Annotated in this window: 16 protein-coding genes and 4 tRNA genes; 9 read left to right on the top strand and 11 right to left on the bottom strand. The window is 41.3% G+C overall.

Annotated elements, in window-relative coordinates; translation table 11 throughout:
* Positions 1–10 precede the first annotated feature (10 nt).
* The 8 genes from B9T25_RS04630 to B9T25_RS04665 all read left to right on the top strand — a co-directional run bounded on the left by B9T25_RS04630 (position 11) and on the right by B9T25_RS04665 (position 9,474).
* Entirely contained in the window at positions 11–1,516 is a 1,506-nt protein-coding gene (locus B9T25_RS04630; RefSeq protein ID WP_086187399.1) for a UvrD-helicase domain-containing protein, read from the top strand.
* Between the two features lie 30 nt (positions 1,517–1,546).
* On the top strand, positions 1,547–2,914 hold the full coding sequence (locus B9T25_RS04635; protein ID WP_086187302.1) for an ATP-binding protein: 1,368 nt from the start codon (positions 1,547–1,549) through the stop codon (positions 2,912–2,914).
* Positions 2,915–3,270: 356 nt separating this feature from the next.
* On the top strand, positions 3,271–6,114 hold the full coding sequence (locus B9T25_RS04640) for a monovalent cation/H+ antiporter subunit A (RefSeq protein ID WP_086187303.1): 2,844 nt from the start codon (positions 3,271–3,273) through the stop codon (positions 6,112–6,114).
* A 1-nt stretch (position 6,115) separates the two neighbouring features.
* A complete protein-coding gene (locus B9T25_RS04645; protein ID WP_086187304.1) occupies positions 6,116–6,481 on the top strand; it encodes a Na+/H+ antiporter subunit C in 366 nt (121 codons plus the stop codon).
* Positions 6,481–8,289 (top strand): monovalent cation/H+ antiporter subunit D, encoded by a 1,809-nt coding sequence (locus B9T25_RS04650; RefSeq protein ID WP_086187305.1) that lies wholly within the window; start codon positions 6,481–6,483, stop codon positions 8,287–8,289. Before B9T25_RS04645 ends, B9T25_RS04650 begins: the two co-directional genes overlap by 1 nt.
* Positions 8,290–8,291: 2 nt before the next feature.
* Positions 8,292–8,813: a Na+/H+ antiporter subunit E gene (locus B9T25_RS04655; RefSeq protein ID WP_086187306.1), complete on the top strand. Its 522-nt coding sequence runs from the start codon at positions 8,292–8,294 to the stop codon at positions 8,811–8,813.
* Positions 8,810–9,085 carry a monovalent cation/H+ antiporter subunit F gene (locus B9T25_RS04660; RefSeq protein ID WP_086187307.1) on the top strand — a complete coding sequence of 92 codons (276 nt, stop codon included), beginning with the start codon at positions 8,810–8,812 and terminating at the stop codon, positions 9,083–9,085. Before B9T25_RS04655 ends, B9T25_RS04660 begins: the two co-directional genes overlap by 4 nt.
* Before the next feature lie 11 nt (positions 9,086–9,096).
* The gene (locus tag B9T25_RS04665) at positions 9,097–9,474 is read left to right on the top strand and encodes a Na+/H+ antiporter subunit G (protein WP_086187308.1); all 378 of its coding nucleotides are present in this window, start codon (positions 9,097–9,099) and stop codon (positions 9,472–9,474) included.
* Between the two features lie 31 nt (positions 9,475–9,505).
* Here B9T25_RS04665 and B9T25_RS14825 read toward each other — a convergent pair whose 3' ends face one another.
* The 11 genes from B9T25_RS14825 to tpiA form a co-directional block, all read right to left on the bottom strand.
* Complete coding sequence (locus B9T25_RS14825; protein WP_416202349.1) at positions 9,506–9,787, bottom strand: hypothetical protein; 282 nt, start codon at positions 9,785–9,787, stop codon at positions 9,506–9,508.
* Between the two features lie 453 nt (positions 9,788–10,240).
* A complete protein-coding gene (locus B9T25_RS04670; RefSeq protein WP_086187309.1) occupies positions 10,241–10,645 on the bottom strand; it encodes a ribosome-binding factor A in 405 nt (134 codons plus the stop codon).
* Positions 10,645–13,362 carry a translation initiation factor IF-2 gene (gene infB, locus B9T25_RS04675; protein WP_086187310.1) on the bottom strand — a complete coding sequence of 906 codons (2,718 nt, stop codon included), beginning with the start codon at positions 13,360–13,362 and terminating at the stop codon, positions 10,645–10,647. The genes B9T25_RS04670 and infB overlap by 1 nt, the downstream gene beginning before the upstream one ends.
* A 10-nt stretch (positions 13,363–13,372) precedes the next feature.
* The gene (gene nusA, locus B9T25_RS04680; protein WP_086187311.1) at positions 13,373–14,857 is read right to left on the bottom strand and encodes a transcription termination factor NusA; all 1,485 of its coding nucleotides are present in this window, start codon (positions 14,855–14,857) and stop codon (positions 13,373–13,375) included.
* Between the two features lie 39 nt (positions 14,858–14,896).
* Positions 14,897–15,421 (bottom strand): ribosome maturation factor RimP, encoded by a 525-nt coding sequence (gene rimP / locus B9T25_RS04685; RefSeq protein WP_086187312.1) that lies wholly within the window; start codon positions 15,419–15,421, stop codon positions 14,897–14,899.
* Positions 15,422–15,632: 211 nt separating this feature from the next.
* A tRNA-Met gene (locus tag B9T25_RS04690) sits at positions 15,633–15,709 on the bottom strand.
* A 91-nt stretch (positions 15,710–15,800) separates the two neighbouring features.
* Positions 15,801–15,877, bottom strand: a tRNA-Met gene (locus tag B9T25_RS04695).
* A gap of 72 nt (positions 15,878–15,949) precedes the next feature.
* Positions 15,950–16,026 (bottom strand) — tRNA-Met (locus B9T25_RS04700).
* 46 nt (positions 16,027–16,072) lie between these two features.
* Positions 16,073–16,157: transfer RNA gene (locus B9T25_RS04705), tRNA-Leu, on the bottom strand.
* A 53-nt stretch (positions 16,158–16,210) separates the two neighbouring features.
* Positions 16,211–16,540 carry a preprotein translocase subunit SecG gene (gene secG / locus B9T25_RS04710; protein ID WP_086187313.1) on the bottom strand — a complete coding sequence of 110 codons (330 nt, stop codon included), beginning with the start codon at positions 16,538–16,540 and terminating at the stop codon, positions 16,211–16,213.
* Positions 16,541–16,553: 13 nt separating this feature from the next.
* Positions 16,554–17,345, bottom strand: a complete 792-nt coding sequence (gene tpiA / locus B9T25_RS04715) for a triose-phosphate isomerase (RefSeq protein ID WP_086187314.1) — start codon at positions 17,343–17,345, stop codon at positions 16,554–16,556.
* 281 nt (positions 17,346–17,626) lie between these two features.
* Between tpiA and pilB the strand changes: the two genes are divergently transcribed.
* Positions 17,627–19,339: a type IV-A pilus assembly ATPase PilB gene (gene pilB / locus B9T25_RS04720; RefSeq protein ID WP_086187315.1), complete on the top strand. Its 1,713-nt coding sequence runs from the start codon at positions 17,627–17,629 to the stop codon at positions 19,337–19,339.
* Positions 19,340–19,366: the final 27 nt, after the last annotated feature.

A 19,366-nucleotide genomic window follows, 5' to 3' on the forward strand; every position in this document is an offset into this window, starting at 1 on the left:
GCCGATGACTGTGTCTGAGCTGAAAAAACCAAGCGCCACCTATGAGCAAGCCATTGCCATCGACAACGCACGTTTAAGCAAATCCTTTAAAGTGATTGCCTATGCAGGCACAGGTAAAACCACAACTTTACAAATGATCAGTGATGCCATGCCTGAACGGCGTGGCATGTATCTGGCGTTTAACAAAGCCATTGCATCAGAAGCGCAAAGTAAATTTCATCGTGGTGTCGACTGTCGTACCTTTCATTCGCTGGCATTTCGTAGCGTGCCGCGTGGCGTGACCGATAAACTGCGTCTGCCACGTTTAAGCCCGAGTTTCATCGCCAAAGAATATCGACTACAGCCAATTACCTTAAGGCGCATGATGGGTGGACGTTACGAAAAATACGTGATGATGCCAAGTCGTTTGGCAAGCTTAGTCGCCAATGCGGTGAGTTATTTTTGTTCCACCAGTTCGCAATATCCAGCACCACGCCATCTTCAAGCACCAAGTTGGTTGCATCCCGATGATATTACTGAGTTACAAAAGCACCTTTATCCTGCTATTGAACGACGTTGGTTAGAATCAATTGATCCAAACCACCAAGCAGGGATTGGTCATGATATTTATCTAAAACTTTGGGCATTGTCTGAACCCAATATTCCAACCGATTATGTACTGTTTGATGAAGCACAAGATGCTGACCCACTAATGCTGGGTATTTTGCTGCGTCAGAAAAACACCCAAGTGATTTATGTCGGTGATGCACATCAACAAATTTATGCTTGGCGTGGGGCAGTCAATGCTATGCAGCAATTGCCTTTGCCTGAATCTCGTTTAACCACATCATTCCGCTTTGGTGAAGAAATTGCGTTGAATGCCAATGCCATCTTGGGCGCTTTAAATGAAACGGTTCCTTTATTGGGCAATCCGCATCTGCATTCCAAAGTGGTCAATAAACCGCATACCAAACAACGTGACGCCATTTTATGCCGCACCAATGCTCGCGCGATGGAGTTATTGCTGGCAGGTTTAGTGCATGGTGATAAAGTTAGTTTGCAGGCAGATCATGTCAAACTGAACCGTTTTGTCGATGCTGCAAGTATGCTCAAACAAGGCAAACGAGTGACGGATGTACCTGAACTCGCTTGGTTTAATTCATGGCATGATGTACATGAATATTGTGAAACCAATGATGGCAGCGACATTAAGCCTTTGGTGAAATTGGTCGATGATCACGGCACAGATCCATTGAAACGTGCCTTAGCCAAAATCAGCCCGATTGAACATGCCGACTATATTATTTCGACCGCCCACAAGGCCAAAGGCTTAGAATGGGATCGTGTGCATATCGAAGATGACTATCAATTTAAGGTCAATGAAAAAGAGCATAAAATTAGTGACGAAGAGTTAAGACTACTTTACGTGGCTTGCACACGTGCTAAAGTAAGTTTAAATATTCACCACATTTACGATTTGGTGCAACAACTCAAAAAGAAAATGCCCTTATCGTTGCGTAAAGCTGTGGGAGAATAATTTCAGCTCATTGTGCAATGTAGGTGTTTTATGAAAATTGATACTATTCAACTCAAACATGCCCTGCATTTTTCTGACCTCAAGCTAAAATTTAATGCTCAACCCATCACCTTGATTATGGGTGATCAAGGCACAGGGAAAACCACCATTTTAAGATTTACTTATCAAGCCCTGACATGGTTTTCAGCACGTTATAAAGATTCACGTGCTGCGGGTGTGGTCATGCTTGATCAAGACATTATGTTGACCCGCTTACAATCCAAAATTGATATTCGAGTACATATCCCTAGCGATATCGGTACTTTAACTGAATCCAGTGCAGTGCAAAAGAAAGCGCTGTGTTATTGCGATTGGCAACTGTATAAAACCTTAAATAGTCATGGCATTGGCAGCAGTAAAGCAGAAACCCAACAACTAGAAAACTTAGTCGAACTGTATCAAAATGCCATCAAACATGATCAGCTACAAGGCTTACCTTTAATTGCCTATTACCCAGCGGAACGCTTTGTCAATGAAATGAATATTCTGAGTAAGAATAATCCGCTTATTTTTCAAACTGCTCATGCTTATGAAATTTCAGCCATTCCCTTTACCACTTTTAACCGTTTTTTTGAGTGGTTGCGTGAAGTTAGTGATATTGAAAATGCACAGATCGCACAATTATTTCAACAACTGCTCTCCAATCCATCTATTCAGAAAAACAAAGAAAATGACTTTCTACAGCAATTATTTCATGCACAAAAGCAGATGCACAGCCCCCATTTAGCTGCATTAAAACAAGCCTTAACGACGATCATCCCAGCTTTAGATGAATTTTTTGTACAGTACCAACCGAAACTACAATTGATGGTACGTTATCAAGGCAAAACCATGCTCTATCAACAACTGTCGAATAGCGTGAAAAATTGGATTGCACTGGTGGGGGATATTGTACGGCGTTTATGCTTACTCAATCCGAATAGTTTATATCCCTGTCTTGAGGGCGATGGCATTTTACTGATTGATGCGATTGATCATCAACTGGATCAAAATACCGCTCAAGTGATTTTACCGCGCTTACATCAAGCTTTTCCGCGGCTACAAATTATTGCTACAGGCAATCGCAGTGAATTACTAGAGCATGCAGCCGAATACCAATGTTTAAAAATTGAAAATAAACAGATTTTTGATATACAACTACAACCGTTACAGGACAAGTTTGATCACATTTATGAAAAATTGGGGTTTAATGAGGAAGTGATTGAAACAAATCGCTTGTTTGAACCTGTATTAGACAGCGTTACACCACAAAACCTATGGCAACAGATTCAACAGCATTTAAGCCTAGAACAACAAGCTGAATTACAGAGTTTAATGAATGCACAAGACGATACATCTTCACATCGGTCCTTGCCATAACGCAAACGTAACCGCTTAAATTGCATTCAAAAAAGTTCCATCTGCAATAATACTTGTTCCTCTGTTTTCAGCTACCTCAACACGCTACGTCTAGATCGGCATATAATATGTTACGTAGGTACAAAAACAATTGATGTTGTTTTATTCATGTAATAAGATCGAGTATATTTAAAGTTTTATAGTAAAATCCGATTTCACTATTACGTCTTAGCAAGTTGCGCAACACAGCTTGTTTTTCAATCTTTTTAACTCTGCTTGGCTTTCAAGATTTAAAAATTTGGATTGCTCTTTGCGATCCTGTAGTCCTTGAAAGATAATATTCACCCTTAGGTTTTTTATAAACCTAATTCATGACAATGGATATGAGTGTGCTACCGATTATTATATTGTTACCGTTAGTACTTGGCACCACCCTTGTCTCGTGGCTGAAAAAGTTTTCGCGCGGGGCAACAGCCTTAGGGGCGATTGGGGTCAGTCTAAGCAGCCTAATCTTATTACTGACTCAAGCAAAAGACGTTTTTAATGGTGCAACCATCATACAAACTTGGTCATGGTTACCTCAATTAGGAATCGATTTAAGTTTCCGCTTAGATGCTTTAGGTTTGTTGTTTTGTTTGCTGATTAGTGGTATCGGCACGCTCATTTATATCTACGCTTATTATTATTTAAATCCTAAAAACTCACTGAGTAAGCTGTATGTATTGCTCATGCTGTTTATGGCATCAATGCTTGGCATCTCCCTGTCCAATAATTTAATTTTGCTCCTTATTTTTTGGGAGCTGACCAGCATTTCATCCTTCCTTTTGGTAGGCTACTGGAGTAATTACGCTGCCGCACAGCGCGGCTCACGTATGGCACTGACCATTACCGGTATGGGTGGTTTAGCCATGTTGGGTGGATTCATTTTGTTAGGTCAAATAACGGGGACTTATCAAATTGACCAAATTTTAACCATGACTGAAAAAATTCAAAATCATTCGTTATTTGTGCCAACCTTGCTGCTTATTTTAATGGGCGCATTTACCAAAAGTGCGCAGTTCCCGTTCCATTTTTGGCTACCCAATGCCATGGCAGCACCCACTCCTGTATCAGCTTATCTACACTCTGCAACCATGGTAAAAGCGGGTATTTTCCTGCTGGCAAGACTCTCCCCTATTTTTGTCGGTGCTGCGCTGTATCACAACATTGTGACCTTCGTCGGCTTATTTACGCTATGTATGGCAGCCTTCTTTGCAATTTTTAAAGAAGATTTAAAAGGTTTACTGGCTTACTCTACCATCAGCCATTTAGGTTTAATTGTCTGTTTATTGGGGATTGGTTCGCCTCTCGCCATTGCCGCAGCCATCTTCCATATTATTAACCATGCGACATTTAAAGCAGCCCTATTCATGATCGCTGGTATTATTGATCATGAAACAGGCACGCGTGATTTACGTAAACTCAGTGGTGTTTGGCAGTTACTCCCGTTCACTGCCACTTTAACCATGATCACCGCTGCCTCAATGGCGGGTGTGCCACTGACCAATGGTTTTTTATCCAAAGAAATGTTCTTTACCGAATTATTGGCTAATCTTTCTGGGCCAGTACTGATTGGTTCTGCAATTATGGCAACGTTGGCAGGTATATTTGCTGTTGCTTATTCTGTGCGACTGGTTCATGGCGTTTTCTTTGATGGACCTCTCGGCAAGGCAGTTCCCAATAAAAATGCACATGAACCCCCTTTGGGAATGCATGCACCAGCTACTTTTCTGGCAATTTTATGTATTTTAGTCGGACTTTTCCCTGCCCTTTTGGTTGAAAATATTGTCAATTCAACCACGCGCGCCAGCACACAATTACCCAATTTTGCCGGTACTCATCTTGCGCTTTGGCATGGTTTCAACCTGCCATTACTGATGAGTGCAATCGCACTTTTAGGCGGGTTGTGTTTCTACTTTGCTTTAGCCAAAGGCGGCCAAATTCGTGAAATTGACCTTGACCCTATACTGGGTAAGTTCCAAGGCCGCGTGTTATTTGATTTATTTTTAAAACATTTACTACTGAAATCACGACAGTTGAAACGTAAAACTGAAAATGGTTCACTACAAAGTTATTTAATCTGGATTCTGGCTTTTACCATTGCATTGGTTGCCATGCCGTTAATTAATCAAGGTTTAACCACAGGTACGCGTGAACTCATTCGCGCCCCTGCCATTGCCATTGTGCTGTGGTTACTCTTGTTCTCTGCTTGCTGGATGATGTTGTGGTTCCACCATGAGCGAATTAAAGCCGTCCTGATTAGTGGTGCAATAGGCTTAGTGGTCACGATGGTATTCGTGACGTTATCTGCACCAGACCTTGCTTTAACCCAAATTACCGTCGATGTCGTCACCACCGTTTTGCTGTTGATGAGTTTGTCTTTATTGCCACAGCTCACCCCTTATGAATCGAGTGGCTCACGTCGTTGGCGTGATGCCTTGATTGCGATTGGCGGTGGCCTCGGCATTGGTTGGATTGCTTGGCTCATTTTAACCCGTGACCATAATTCAATTTCCTGGTTCTTCATGCAGCAATCTATTCCTTTGGGTGGTGGAACCAATGTCGTCAATGTCATTTTAGTCGACTTCCGTGGTTTCGATACCTTTGGAGAGATTACCGTACTGGGTATTGCTGCAATTGGTGCACTTTGCTTAATGGATGGCATGCGTGCACATGGCACCACCATTACCCAAGGTTTAACCTACCGCTTTAACCCGTCACCATTAATGTTCCGTGTGACTGCTTCATGGATCTTACCGTTAGCACTGGTGGTCAGTTTATATATCTTCCTGCGTGGACATAACTTACCGGGTGGTGGATTTATTGCTGGTTTAATTACCTCATTGGCTTTGATCATTCAATACATTGCACTGGGTCAAGATCAAACTGAGCAAATGTTAAAAGCCAAGTCAGGACGTTCATATGAAATTTGGATTGGTGCAGGCTTGGTCATTGCGGGACTCACAGGCTTAGGCGCTTGGCTCTGGGAGCGTCCATTCCTGACCAGTGCGCATATTTATATCTCGCCACCTATTTTAGGTGAAATGCATCTTGCCTCCGCTGCGTTATTTGATGTCGGTGTTTATGTCACTGTGGTTGGTGCAACCATGCTATTGATTTCAGTATTAGGTGATTCGCGTCACTCCAGCATGACTGGTCCAGTTGTACCGAAGGGGGAATAAAATGATCAGCTTAGAATTTTTACTTGCCTCTGCCATTGGTCTACTTGCAGCAACAGGAATTTATTTAATTTTACGGGCACGTACTTTTCCAGTGGTACTCGGTCTAGCGATGATCGGCTATGCCGTTAACTTATTTCTTTTTGCTATGGGCCGTCTGCAAATCAATGCACCAGCCGTACTCACAGAAACCTCTAAGGCAACAGATCCCCTACCACAAGCTTTAGTGCTCACTGCGATTGTGATTGGTTTTGCCACCACTGCTTTTATTGTGCAACTTGCGTTACGCAGTCGTTATGAAACAGGGACCGATCACGTCGACTCTAAAGAAGATATTATTCCTATTGACCCACGTGAGGATGAGCCTTAATGAATGCTGTCATCCAATTTTGGACTGAACACACCCCTATTTTTAGCATTTTAATTCCAGCTTTTACTGCTTTTTTATTGGTGTTACTCGGTAATCCAGGCGCGGGCTCATTAGCACACGATTGGCGCCAACCTTGGCGTCGTGGCATTAGTTATGTTTCTTCAATTTTAGGTTTAGCCACTGCTATTCTTTATTTAATCTATGCTAGTAGTGGGCAAATCAGTGTTTACAATTTAGGTGAATGGGCTGCACCATTCGGGATTGTCTTGGTGCTAGACCAACTTTCTGCACTAATGGTTGTTCTTACTTATGCCCTAGCAACGCCTATTTTATGGTTTGCAAGTCACGAATGGGATGCACGTGGACGTTATTTCCATGCCATGTTCCATTTCTTATTGATGGGTTTATGCGGTGCATTCCTCACGGGTGACTTATTTAACTTATTTGTTTTTTTTGAAATCCTGTTAATGGCATCCTATGTGTTACTTTTACACGGGCAAGGCAAGGCACGTTTTCAACTGGGTATTCATTACGTCACTATTAACTTGCTGGCTTCTGCGCTCTTTCTGATTGGTCTAGGCATTATTTACGGCAGTGTCGGCAGTTTAAATATGGCCGATGTCGCACGCTTAATCCCCCTGTTAGAACCCGATCAACATAAGCTTGCCGTGGCTGGTGGCTTATTATTATTTGTGGTTTTTGGTATTAAAGCTGCGATGCTGCCTGTGGGTTTCTGGCTGCCTAAAACCTATGCCGTTGCCACAACACCCGTCGCAGCAATTTTCACCATTATGACCAAAGTCGGTATCTATGCCATTTTACGAATCAATGGCACTGTATTTAATGATTCTTTAAGTCAAAGTATTTTGGTGTCTTGGTTACTCCCAATTGGCCTTATTACTTCTATCTATGGTGTGATTGGCGCAATTGGAGCGGAACGACTGCGCCGCTTCGTCGGATTTATGATTCTGTCTTCTATTGGCACTATCTTAATTGCTATTTCGCTCTTCAATACCTTGGCATGGGCAGCCGCACTGTATTATTTAGTGCATAGCACCATTATTGCCGCTGCATTTTATTTGCTCTCAGGCTGGATTACCTCGCAACGAGGTACATTTAAAGATCATTTCAAAGTTGCACCGCAAATAAAACAACAAAAAGTCGTTTCATTAACCTTCTTTGTAATTGCTTTAATGATGGCGGGTTTACCTCCATTTAGTGGCTTTTTAGGTAAAGTCTTTATCTTACAAGCCACGTCACATTCGCCTTATCAATTACTGATTATTATTGTGATTTTAATTGTAAGTTTACTCAGTATTATCGCCTTTACCCGCATCGGTTTTGTGCTGTTTTGGCGTGCAACACAACCCGAAGAAAATCCAAATTCAGCAGAATATAAAGCCTATCAAGCCTTGCCCGATCAAGCCCCTGCTCGAAATGACAAAACCATCTATTTACTGCTTTCAGGTTTAATTCTGTATATGGTCTGTGCCAGCCCAATTCAGCAATATATGTTTAAAACGGCTGAACAAATACAAAATAATGCCTTATATGAAAGCATGCTTTTAAAAAGGGATCATCTGAATCAGGTCATCAGCGTACAACCGTATGATCCAGAAAATCTACCCGAAACCAAATATGGTGGTGAAACGGTTGATCCAAATGCACACCTAATCCCTTATGTTATTGCTGAAAACACCTTAGAAGGTGAACACATTTCAGAATATAAACAGCGCCAAATCAATCAACAAATCGTGCAAGAACCTGTCCATCCAGATGATGCCAAACTTAAACCCATGGAGCCTTAACTATGCAAAAAACATCGTTTTGGGAAAACTGGCTACCGCATCCGTTTGTTTCTGTCATTGTGGCTTTAAGCTGGATCATGCTGGCACATAGCCTCGATTCAGCGACATTGCTAATGGCGTTGTTCCTCGGGATTTTTATTCCTCGTTTGGTGAAACCCTTTATTACGCGTACACCAAATATTAACTGGCTATTGGCATGTAAATTATTTTTTGTGGTGCTCTGGGACATCATTATTTCTAATATTAAAGTGGCTAAATTAGTTCTTGGACCTACGCATAAACTGCATCCCAAATGGTTTCGCGTGCCTTTAGAAACTCAGCATGAAGAAGTCAATGTTTTGCTTGCCCTGATTATTACCACTACACCAGGTACAGTCACTGCTGGAATTGACCAAGATCGTGGCGATATTTTAGTTCACGCATTAAGCAGCGATAATGTAGAAATAGACATTCAAGAGATTAAAAATCGTTATGAAAAAGCACTGATGATGATTTTTAATGTGCAATCAGGAGATGACGCATGAGCATTTTGCCTTATACGCTGGGCATATGTATGGTTGCCATCACCATTTCAATGTTCCTTTGCTTGATTCGTTTAGTCATAGGACCCTCTATTGTTGATCGTCTTTTAGCCCTAGATACCCTTTTTCTCAATGCCACCTGTTTAATTATCATTTTGGGTATTTATTGGGCAAGCACCGCATTTTTTGAAGGCGCTCTTTTGGTTGCCATGCTTGGTTTTGTCTCAACAGTAGCCCTCGCCCGCTACTTTACCACTGGTCATGTCGTAGATTAGGAGTAAAAATAATGCAACTTGTCATGGAAATTATAGTTTCAATTTTTTTATTGATTGGTGCCTTCTTTACGCTAGTGGGTGGCATTGGCATGGTTCGCCTCCCCGATTTATTTATGCGGCTACATGCGCCAACCAAATCAAGTACGTTAGGGCTGGGTAGTTTTTTAATTGCTGCAATTATTCTTGCTGCCTTTAATGGACGTTTTGGTTTTGCTGAAATACTGATTACCTTATTCGCCTTTATTACTGCACCAGTGTCGGCTAACTTGATGGCACAAGCAGCGCTACATTTACGTTTACGTTCCACCAGTGGCGAAGTACCTGAAAGTTTAGACCGACCGCTTCCTTGGCAACGTTCTCGAGTTCGCCAGCAAAATCAAAAAAAATAGTCTTCATCCTTTAGGAGCTTCGGCTCCTTTTTTACAATTCAAATAAATACATTTCTAATGCTTCGGCATCTACAGCATATTTTTGTGCAAGTGTATGCATTAAAGAGTTGTAGGATTGATAATCCTGAAACTTATCTGAGGGTTTAATATCGACAATATCCACTATTTCTGCTGGGCATGTTAAGCGTACTAAAGCTCTGGCAACACGAATATCAAATATTAGACAGTAATGATCATGTGCTAATTCACGACTAGCAAAATAAAGAAATTTAGATATATAACTAATATTAAGCCCATCTATCGTTTTTAAAATACGATAAGCTACTTTTAAGTCATGACTTTAAACTGCAAAAAGCCAATTGCATCTTTTGCATATTTTCTGAAGTGTAATATTTATTGGTTCTATAGCATCCATAACCCGTATCTGCAAAGCCCCCAATCATGGTCAAAACAAAAGGCTGCTCTAACTCAATCGGTTCATTAAAATACTGTTGAAAACTACTAATCACATTCTGCTAAGATATTTTTTTATTTAAATAAGCGAACACTAAGCTTTTCAGGTTCGAATCAAGCTTATCCCAACGTTGTTCATCATACATAGAACTTGAATGAATTAAGGGTTTTAATTTTAGAATGTCTGGCAATATTTCAACTGCAATCAAACGTCATCTCCATTGTATAATCATCTTTTCATTTGATCTTTATCTTCACATAAAAAAAGCCACCCGAAGGTGGCTTTTTTTACATATAACTTACGCTATATTAATTATTCATCATCTTTTTTTGCTTCTTCAGGAGGTAAATCCTTCACTGCTTCAGCAATCAAACCAAACATATAGTTACCATATGCATTGGTTTTATCATAATGAAAACGCAATCTTGGCGTAATACGTGTCTTGATACGACGACCTAATTCATGACGCAGGAAACCAGAAGCACCATTTAACACAGCTAAAGTTTCTTTATTTGCCACTTCACTTTGCTCATCGCCAAGTTCACGCCCCATCACTGTGACGTAAACTTCTGCATAGCCTAAATCTGCGCTGACTTTCACCGCAGAGATGGTCACTAGACCACCTAAGCGTGGATCTTTCAGCTCTTGACGAATTAGTTCCGACAACTCGCGTTGTACAGTATCCGCCATTCGCTTAAGACGTTGACTACCCGCCATTAAAGACTCCGTTTAATCAATTGAACATCATAGACTTCGATTTTATCAAGCGCTTTGATGTCTTTATAACCTTTAACAGCAAGACCACATTCCATACCAGCACGAACTTCTTCAACCACTTCTTTATAGCGACGAAGTGATTCAAGTTCACCTTGGAACACCACAACATCATCACGAAGTACGCGAATTGGCTTATTACGGTATAGCATACCTTCAAGAACCATACAGCCCGCTGCAGCACCAAACTTACTTGAGTGGAACACTTCACGTACTTGAGCTACACCCAGAATCGTTTCACGATGTTCAGGCGCAAGCTTACCGCTCATTGCTGCTTTCACATCATCAATCAATTCATAAATGATGCTGTAGTAACGAATGTCAATGCCATCTGCATCAGATTTTTGACGCGCGGTTGTATCAGCACGTACGTTGAAACCTAGAAGTACAGCTTCAGATGATTCAGCAAGGGTAACGTCAGACTCGGTAATTGCACCTACACCTGAACCAATCACACGTACACGAACTTCGTCAGTAGATAAGCTGTTCAATGCCACGGTCAATGCTTCTAAAGTACCGCGTACGTCAGTTTTAAGCACAACGTTCACATAAGGTACATCTTTCTTGCCCATAGACGCCATGATGTTTTCAAGACGCATTGCAGATTGACGCTCAAGACGTTGTTCACGTTCACGTGAAAGACGAGCATCAGCAACTTCGCGAGCTTTCTTCTCATCATTTACAACAAGAACTTCATCACCCGCCATTGGCGCTTCAGGAAGACCTAAAATCTCAACTGGGATTGAAGGACCTGCCGATTGAATACGTTTACCGTTTTCATCCACCATCGCACGAACACGACCGTAAGAACCACCAGCAAGAACAAGATCACCGACTTTCAATGTACCGTTTTGTACAAGAATAGAAGCAACAGCACCACGGTCTTTATCAACACGCGCTTCAATCACCACACCTTGTGCAGCACCTTCTTCAGATGCTTTCAATTCAAGTAATTCAGCTTGAATCAGGATAAGATCAAGAAGGTCATCAATACCTTGACCTGAATGCGCAGAAACCATAGCAACTGGTACATCACCGCCCCATTGTTCAGGCACGATTTGTTTGGTGGTCAATTCGTTTAATACGCGATCTGAATCAGCAGATTCTTTGTCCATCTTGTTGATTGCAACAATGATCGGCGTACCTGCAGCACGTGCATGGTCAATCGCTTCAGCAGTTTGTGGCATAACACCATCATCAGCTGCAACAACAAGAACCACGATATCCGTCGCTTTCGCACCACGTGAACGCATTGAAGTAAATGCAGCATGTCCAGGAGTATCTAAGAAAGTAATAATGCCTTTCTCAGTTTCCACATGATATGCACCAATGTGCTGTGTGATACCACCTGCTTCGCCCGCAGCCACTTTAGTGCGACGAATACGGTCAAGAAGCGATGTTTTACCATGGTCAACGTGACCCATGATTGTAACCACTGGCGCACGAGTCGTTTGAATACCACGTGCTTCTTCAGCTGCTTCAAGTAAGTTATCTTCAGCTTGTGTATCGGATACACGAACTGGGTTATGACCCATTTCTTCAACCACAAGTGCGGCAATTTCTTGCTCAATCGCTTGGTTCTGCGTTACAAGCTCACCCATTTTCATCAGTGATTTGATAACTTCACGAACCTTGATTGCCATTTTTTGTGCAAGATCAGCAACAACAATCGTAGAACCGATTTCAACATCATAAACTTGTTTTTTAACAGGTTTTTCAAAACCATGTTTATTTGACTGACTTGTTTTCAAACCACGTTTAGGCTGTTTACTGAAACTTTGCTCTTCCTGACCACGACGTCCACCTTTCTTCGGTGCACGTGTGCTAGTCGTATTACCACCCCGTTTAATTTCACGATCTTCTTTGGCAAATGAATCTTCATATGCTTGACCGACAAGACCAGCGGCAAGTGGAGAGTCATCAACCACACGAATCGTTGCAGTGGTATCTTCAGCGGTGTACTTAGACGCCATTTGACGCATTTGTTCAAGCGTACGTTGTTGACCTTCTTCCGCTGATTTACGACGTGCTGCTTCTTCAACTGCTTTTAACTGTGCTGATTGAGCTTCACGTACTTTCTTCTGTTCAGCAGTTTCAGTAACTTTAACCACTTGTTTAACAATTGGTTTGTTAGTCGATTTACGCTTCACCACAACAGCCGCTTTAGGTACTTCTTGCTTAGCCGTTTCTTGCTTAGCAGCAGCACGCATTGCTTCTAAAGCTTGTTTGGCTTTAGAGGCACCTTGAGTATTCGCGCTAGAATCAGAACCTGTATTTTGTTGCACTTGATCACGACCTTTAGATTCAGTCTGTGATTGTTGTTCCGCTTTCGCTAAAGCTTCTGCTTTAATTTGTTCTGGATTCGGCTTAGTAAACGTATGCTTTTTACGCACTTCAACGTTAATTGTCTTCGCCTTACCTGAGGTACTTGCCACTTTAGCCGTACTGGTTGTTTTACGTTTCAACGTGATTTTTCCTGCATGCCCATCGTCTTGACCATGAATTTTCTTCAAATGGTGAACGAGGGTATCTTGTTGTTCAGTGGAAATAATATCTTCAGCTTTACGTTGCGGTAAACCTGCGTCACGAACCTGCTCTAGGAGCTTCTCAACTGGACGTGATACGCTGAGAGCTAACTCTTTAATCGACTTGTCCGTCATATATTTCCTCCTAGTTAAACCATGATTCGCGCGCTTTCATAATGAGTTGACCTGCTTTTTCAGCACCTAAACCTTCAATATCTTCAATATCGTCAGTCGCTTGGTCGGCCAAATCATCTACTGTTACCACACCGCGAGCCGCAAGTGCGTACGCGATTTCCTGTGTCATCCCATCCATTGCAACAAGTTCTGCACTTGGATCTTGAATGTCTTCTTGTTGTTTTAATGCATCAGCCAATGTAATTTCTTTTGCACGGCTTTGCAATAATTCAACAATTTCAGCATCTAATTCAATTTCATCAAATGTTTCGGCTGGAACATAGGCAATTTCTTCTAAAGAAGTAAAGCCCATTTCAACCAAAGCCATTGCCAAATCTTCTTCAATATCTAGACGACTCACAAACATGTCCAAATATTGTTGAGCTTCATTTTGTTGACGCGCGTAAAATTCTTCTTCGAGCATCATGTCCAGTTTGTAGCCTGTTAATTCAGATGCTAAACGGACATTTTGACCTTGTGAACCAATGGCACGAGCCAACTGATCAGTAGCTGCGAAAATGATATCAGCAGTATGCGCATCTTCATCAATCACAATGCTCGACACATCAGCAGGCTCTAAAGCACTGGCAATGTACTGTGCTGGATCATCAGACCACACCACTACATCAATACGCTCACCATTTAACTCTGATTGCACCGCTTGGATACGTGTACCACGCATACCAATACAAGCACCCACAGGATCAATACGATGATCGTTGGTTTTCACAGCAATTTTAGCACGAACACCCGGTTGGCGTGCAGCGGCTTTAATTTCAATGATTTCTTCAGAAATTTCAGGAATTTCTTTCTTCATCAATGCCATTAGCATTTCAGGACGCGCACGTGTCAACAATAATTGTGCACCACGACCTTCACGGTTCACGCTATATAGAATAGCGTTCATACGCTGTTTAGGACGAAGAATTTCTTTCGGGATCATTTCTTCACGTGAAAGATACGCTTCAGCATTATCACCTAAGTCAATGATAAAGCCATCTTTGGTTTGTTTTTTCACTTCACCGTAGATGAGTTCACCCACTTTAGATTCGTATGCATCCGCAACTAAAGCACGCTCAGCTTCACGAATCTTTTGCACAATCACTTGTTTCGCAATTTGTGCAGCAATTCGACCAAAATCAATCGATTCAACTTCAAGTTCACGAATATCACCGATAGACCATTGTTCAGGATCCAAGTCAGAGATTGCATCTTGACATGCAGGCATTTCATGATCTTCATCGGCAACCACTTCCCATTGACGGAAAGTACGGTAATCACCCGTTTTACGATCAATTTCGACACGCAATTGTGCTTCTTCTGCATGTGTGCCTTCGTAAAATTTCTTTTTAGTCGCAGCAACTAAAGCTTGTTCAAGTGCTTCAAAAATTGCATCACGACTCACACCTTTTTCGTTACTAACCGTTTCTACTACGGTAAGAATTTCACGAGCCATAAGTCACCTATTCGTTCAGATTCTTATTTATTGAATAAATTAATCTTGGTAGATCAAATTTGATTTGTCGATATTATGACTGTCTATTTCAAGTACGTGTTGATTTTCAACTTCAACATGAATGATCTCATTCTCAAGATCAACAGCAATCAGTTTTGCTTGAAATTTACGACGGTTCTCTACAGCACTGATCAGACGTAAAGCAATTTGCTTTCCAATATAAGCTGGCATCTGGTGAAGTTGAAAGAATGGACGATCCCAACCAGGAGAAGAAACCTCAAGTGAATATTCGCCAGAAATCGGATCATGTACGTCAAGCATAGCGCCTACTTGCTGTGTTACGCGAACACAGTCTTGTACGCCAATACCGAGACCTTCTTCGAGCTCACCCTCTTCATTCATGACAGGTTGCGTGTTATTTTCGTTCGCTTTATCAATATAGATACGCAATAAAGAACGTTTACCTTGAGGAATAAATTCAATTCCCCAAAGATCTACATTACAAGCTTGCACTGCAGGAGTTATTAAATCTTGAAGTGCTTGTGTTTTATTTGATAGCTTCATTTACTCTCGTCATTGTTGTGCGATTCAATTGTCGCTGTGACCGGTTCAGACTAACTCAACTATATTAGTAGTGAAACATGACAATTTGACCAATGGATGTCGACACTACACGATAGCCAATAAAAAAGGGCGTAATCGCCCCTGTGTACACAGAAAAACCAAAGTCCACTGTGCAAAAAGGCCCACCATTTTTGTGAGCCTTTTAGAAACTTGGTAGCGGGAGCTGGATTTGAACCAACGACCTTCGGGTTATGAGCCCGACGAGCTACCAGACTGCTCCATCCCGCAACAACGTGCAAAAATTATATACAACTTACTAAACATTTTCAATCAAAAACTATTCAGTGGTTGCTTGACTAAGTTGCACCTTAATCAAAAGTGGTAGCGGGAGCTGGATTTGAACCAACGACCTTCGGGTTATGAGCCCGACGAGCTACCAGACTGCTCCATCCCGCATCAACCTGCAAAAATTCAATCACGATTAAAATTTAATTTAAATCGCCTATTTAGTTTGCCTCTAAATAGTATTGGTAGCGGGAGCTGGATTTGAACCAACGACCTTCGGGTTATGAGCCCGACGAGCTACCAGACTGCTCCATCCCGCATCAACAGATTTGCTGCACACACCAACTTATGTTCTGGATTATAAGCTGGTGCGGAAGGGGGGACTTGAACCCCCACGCCCGAAGGCACTACCACCTCAAGGTAGCGTGTCTACCAATTCCACCACCACCGCAGCTGTGTCGCATTCTAGTCGGATCATCTCCAAAAAGAAAGGACTAAATCAGGTTATTCACCTGTTTTTGGTGCAACTGGTGAAGTTTCACTCGAATTTATAGGAGCAGTCGTGGTCGTTTGTACCGATTTTAAACTATAAGCATCTGTGGTTTGTTTTTTAGCAAATACAGCTAGAGTTAAACTGGTGATAAAAAACAGTGCGGTTAAGACTGCAGTCAAACGCGTTAAAAAGTTACCTGAACCTGACGCACCAAATACAGTTGCAGCACCGCCGCCACCAAATGATGCACCAGCATCTGCACCTTTACCATGTTGTACCAGAATCAATACAATCATTAAAATGGCTAAGATAATATGTACTACCAGCACAAAAGTTTGCATGCCGAACTCCTAATTATTTTGTATTTGCAAAAGCTTGAGCAATTTCATAAAAAGACGCTGCATTTAAAGATGCACCACCTACTAGCGCACCATTAATATCTGGACAGGTCGCCAACTCTACTGCATTTTCGGCTTTAACACTACCGCCATACAGAATAGCCATGCTTGCACCAAACGCTGTGATTTGAGTTAAACCTTCACGAATTTTGGCATGCATCGTCTGAGCATCTTCGGGTGATGCTGTCTTACCCGTACCGATTGCCCAAATAGGTTCATATGCAATCACAATCTTTTGCCACTGCTCTGCTTGAACCACCGCTGCGATATCACAGATTTGTTGCAATACTACCTGCTCTGCTTGACCATTTTCACGTTGCTCTAGGCTTTCGCCCACACAATAAATAATGGTTAATCCAGCAGTTAAAGCATTTTTAACTTTTTCATTCAATATTTGCGGCGTTTCATTAAAAATTTCACGGCGCTCAGAATGACCAATCAGTACAAAATCAATGTGATGATCTTTCAGCAGCTCAGCACTCACTTCACCAGTATAAGCACCCAGCCCCGCGACACGAGAAATATTCTGAGCAACGGTATAAATGGGACGCACCGAACTTGCCAATTCTGCTTGAACACTGACCAAAGCAAGCATGCTAGGCGCAATACCTATATGACAATTTTCTTCTTTAATTTCATTATTTTGCAATAATTTTTTAAAACCACTTAACAGCTCTTTGGCATCTGCGTGCATTGGGTTCATTTTCCAATTGCCGACAACCCAAGGAGTAATAGCCGAACCCGACATACAGTAACCTATTAAAAACAATTCATTAAACCGCGCACATTCTACACGGAATTCAATATTTTTTAGATAATTTTCGCACAGCTTTTTATGCCAAACCTATTTTTGAAAATAAATTACTGCATTCTGAAAAAAACTTCATCGTGTAATTACGACTGGTTCAAAGTTTTATCTGATATTAAGTAGATGACAACATTTTAAGTTATGGTATTTTTATATAACAAAAGTATAATTTAAAAATACCAATTATAAACAAATTGATTTATTAGCAGGCATATTCAAGCATGACAGCATTAAAAGGTTCACCTAGATTTACCGGTTTCAATCGACGTTTAGTTGAAGAAGGCTTAATTTCTGCTGAAAATATGCAGAATGCGATCTTAAATGCCAAAAAAGCCAATCAAGATATTGTGCCTTTTTTAATTGATCAATTAAAAATGTCATCCTTAGATATTGCTGAAAAAATTTCTCAAGAGTTTGGCGAGCCACTTTTCGACCTTAGTGTTTATGATTCTGTACAAATTATCCGTGAGGGCATTGACGAAAAACTGATTACCAAACATCGTATTTTACCAATTTTTAAACGTGGTAATTTACTCTACGTCGCTACCAGCAACCCAACCAATATCGATGCGATGGATGCGATACGCTTCAATAGTAAAATGAATATTGAAGCTGTGATTGTTGAGCATCCAAAATTAGAAAAACTCATTGAACAAAATTTTGCCGAAGCGGATAGCTTTGAATTTTCTGATGATGATATCGACCTAAATCTTGAACCAGAAGATCCAAGCAACAAAGATGATGATGACAACGAGCAACAAGCCGATGAAGCCCCGATTGTCAAATACATCAATAAACTCTTAATTGATGCGATTCGTATGGGTGCATCCGACTTACACTTTGAACCTTATGAGAAAACGTATCGCGTTCGTTATCGTGTCGATGGGGTACTGCGTCACATTGCAACCCCGCCCTTACAACTTGCCACACGCTTAGCCTCGCGTTTAAAAGTAATGTCCCAGATGGATATTTCTGAAAAACGCCTACCTCAAGATGGACGGATTAAACTCAAACTTTCAAAAACCAAAGCCATCGACTTTCGTGTTAACTCATTACCGACCCTCTTTGGTGAAAAACTGGTGCTGCGTATCTTAGATCCATCCAGTGCGATGCTGGGGATTGATGCACTCGGTTATGAACCTGCACAAAAGGAATTGTTTATGCAAGCTTTGGATAAACCACAAGGCATGCTACTGATCACAGGTCCTACAGGTTCAGGTAAAACGGTTTCTTTATATACTGGCTTAAATATTCTTAACCGAGAAGATACCAATATTTCAACAGCCGAAGATCCAGTCGAAATTAACTTAGAAGGGATTAATCAAGTCAATGTCAACGTTAAAGTAGGTTTAACCTTCTCAGTCGCCCTCAAATCATTTTTACGCCAAGATCCAGATATTGTGATGGTCGGTGAGATTCGAGATCTAGAAACCGCAGAAATTGCTGTTAAAGCCGCACAAACTGGACATATGGTGATGTCAACACTACATACCAATAGTGCGCCCGAAACACTCACGCGCTTAAGAAATATGGGCGTACCTTCCTTTAACATTGCAACCTCTGTAAACTTAGTGATTGCACAACGTTTAGCTCGACGTTTATGCCCACAATGTAAAATTCCTTCAGATATTCCAGAACCAAGTCTATTGGAAATGGGCTTTAAGGAAGAGGATTTAAGACATCCAGATTTTCACGTTTATCAACCCGTAGGCTGTTCAGAATGCCGTGATGGTTATAAAGGTCGTGTTGGTATTTATGAAGTAATGAAGGTAACACCTGAAATTTCGAAAATTATTATGGAAGATGGCAATGCACTTGAAATTGCAGCAGCATCGGAAAAATCGGGGTTTAGTAATTTACGTCGTTCAGGATTAATGAAAGTCATGCAGGGGGTAACTTCTCTTCAAGAAGTTAATCGTGTGACTAGCGAATAGATAAAATATTTAAAAATAAGGATAAAT

Origin of the sequence: Acinetobacter sp. ANC 4470 (genome assembly GCF_002135335.1) — a bacterium.
Taxonomy (GTDB): domain Bacteria; phylum Pseudomonadota; class Gammaproteobacteria; order Pseudomonadales; family Moraxellaceae; genus Acinetobacter.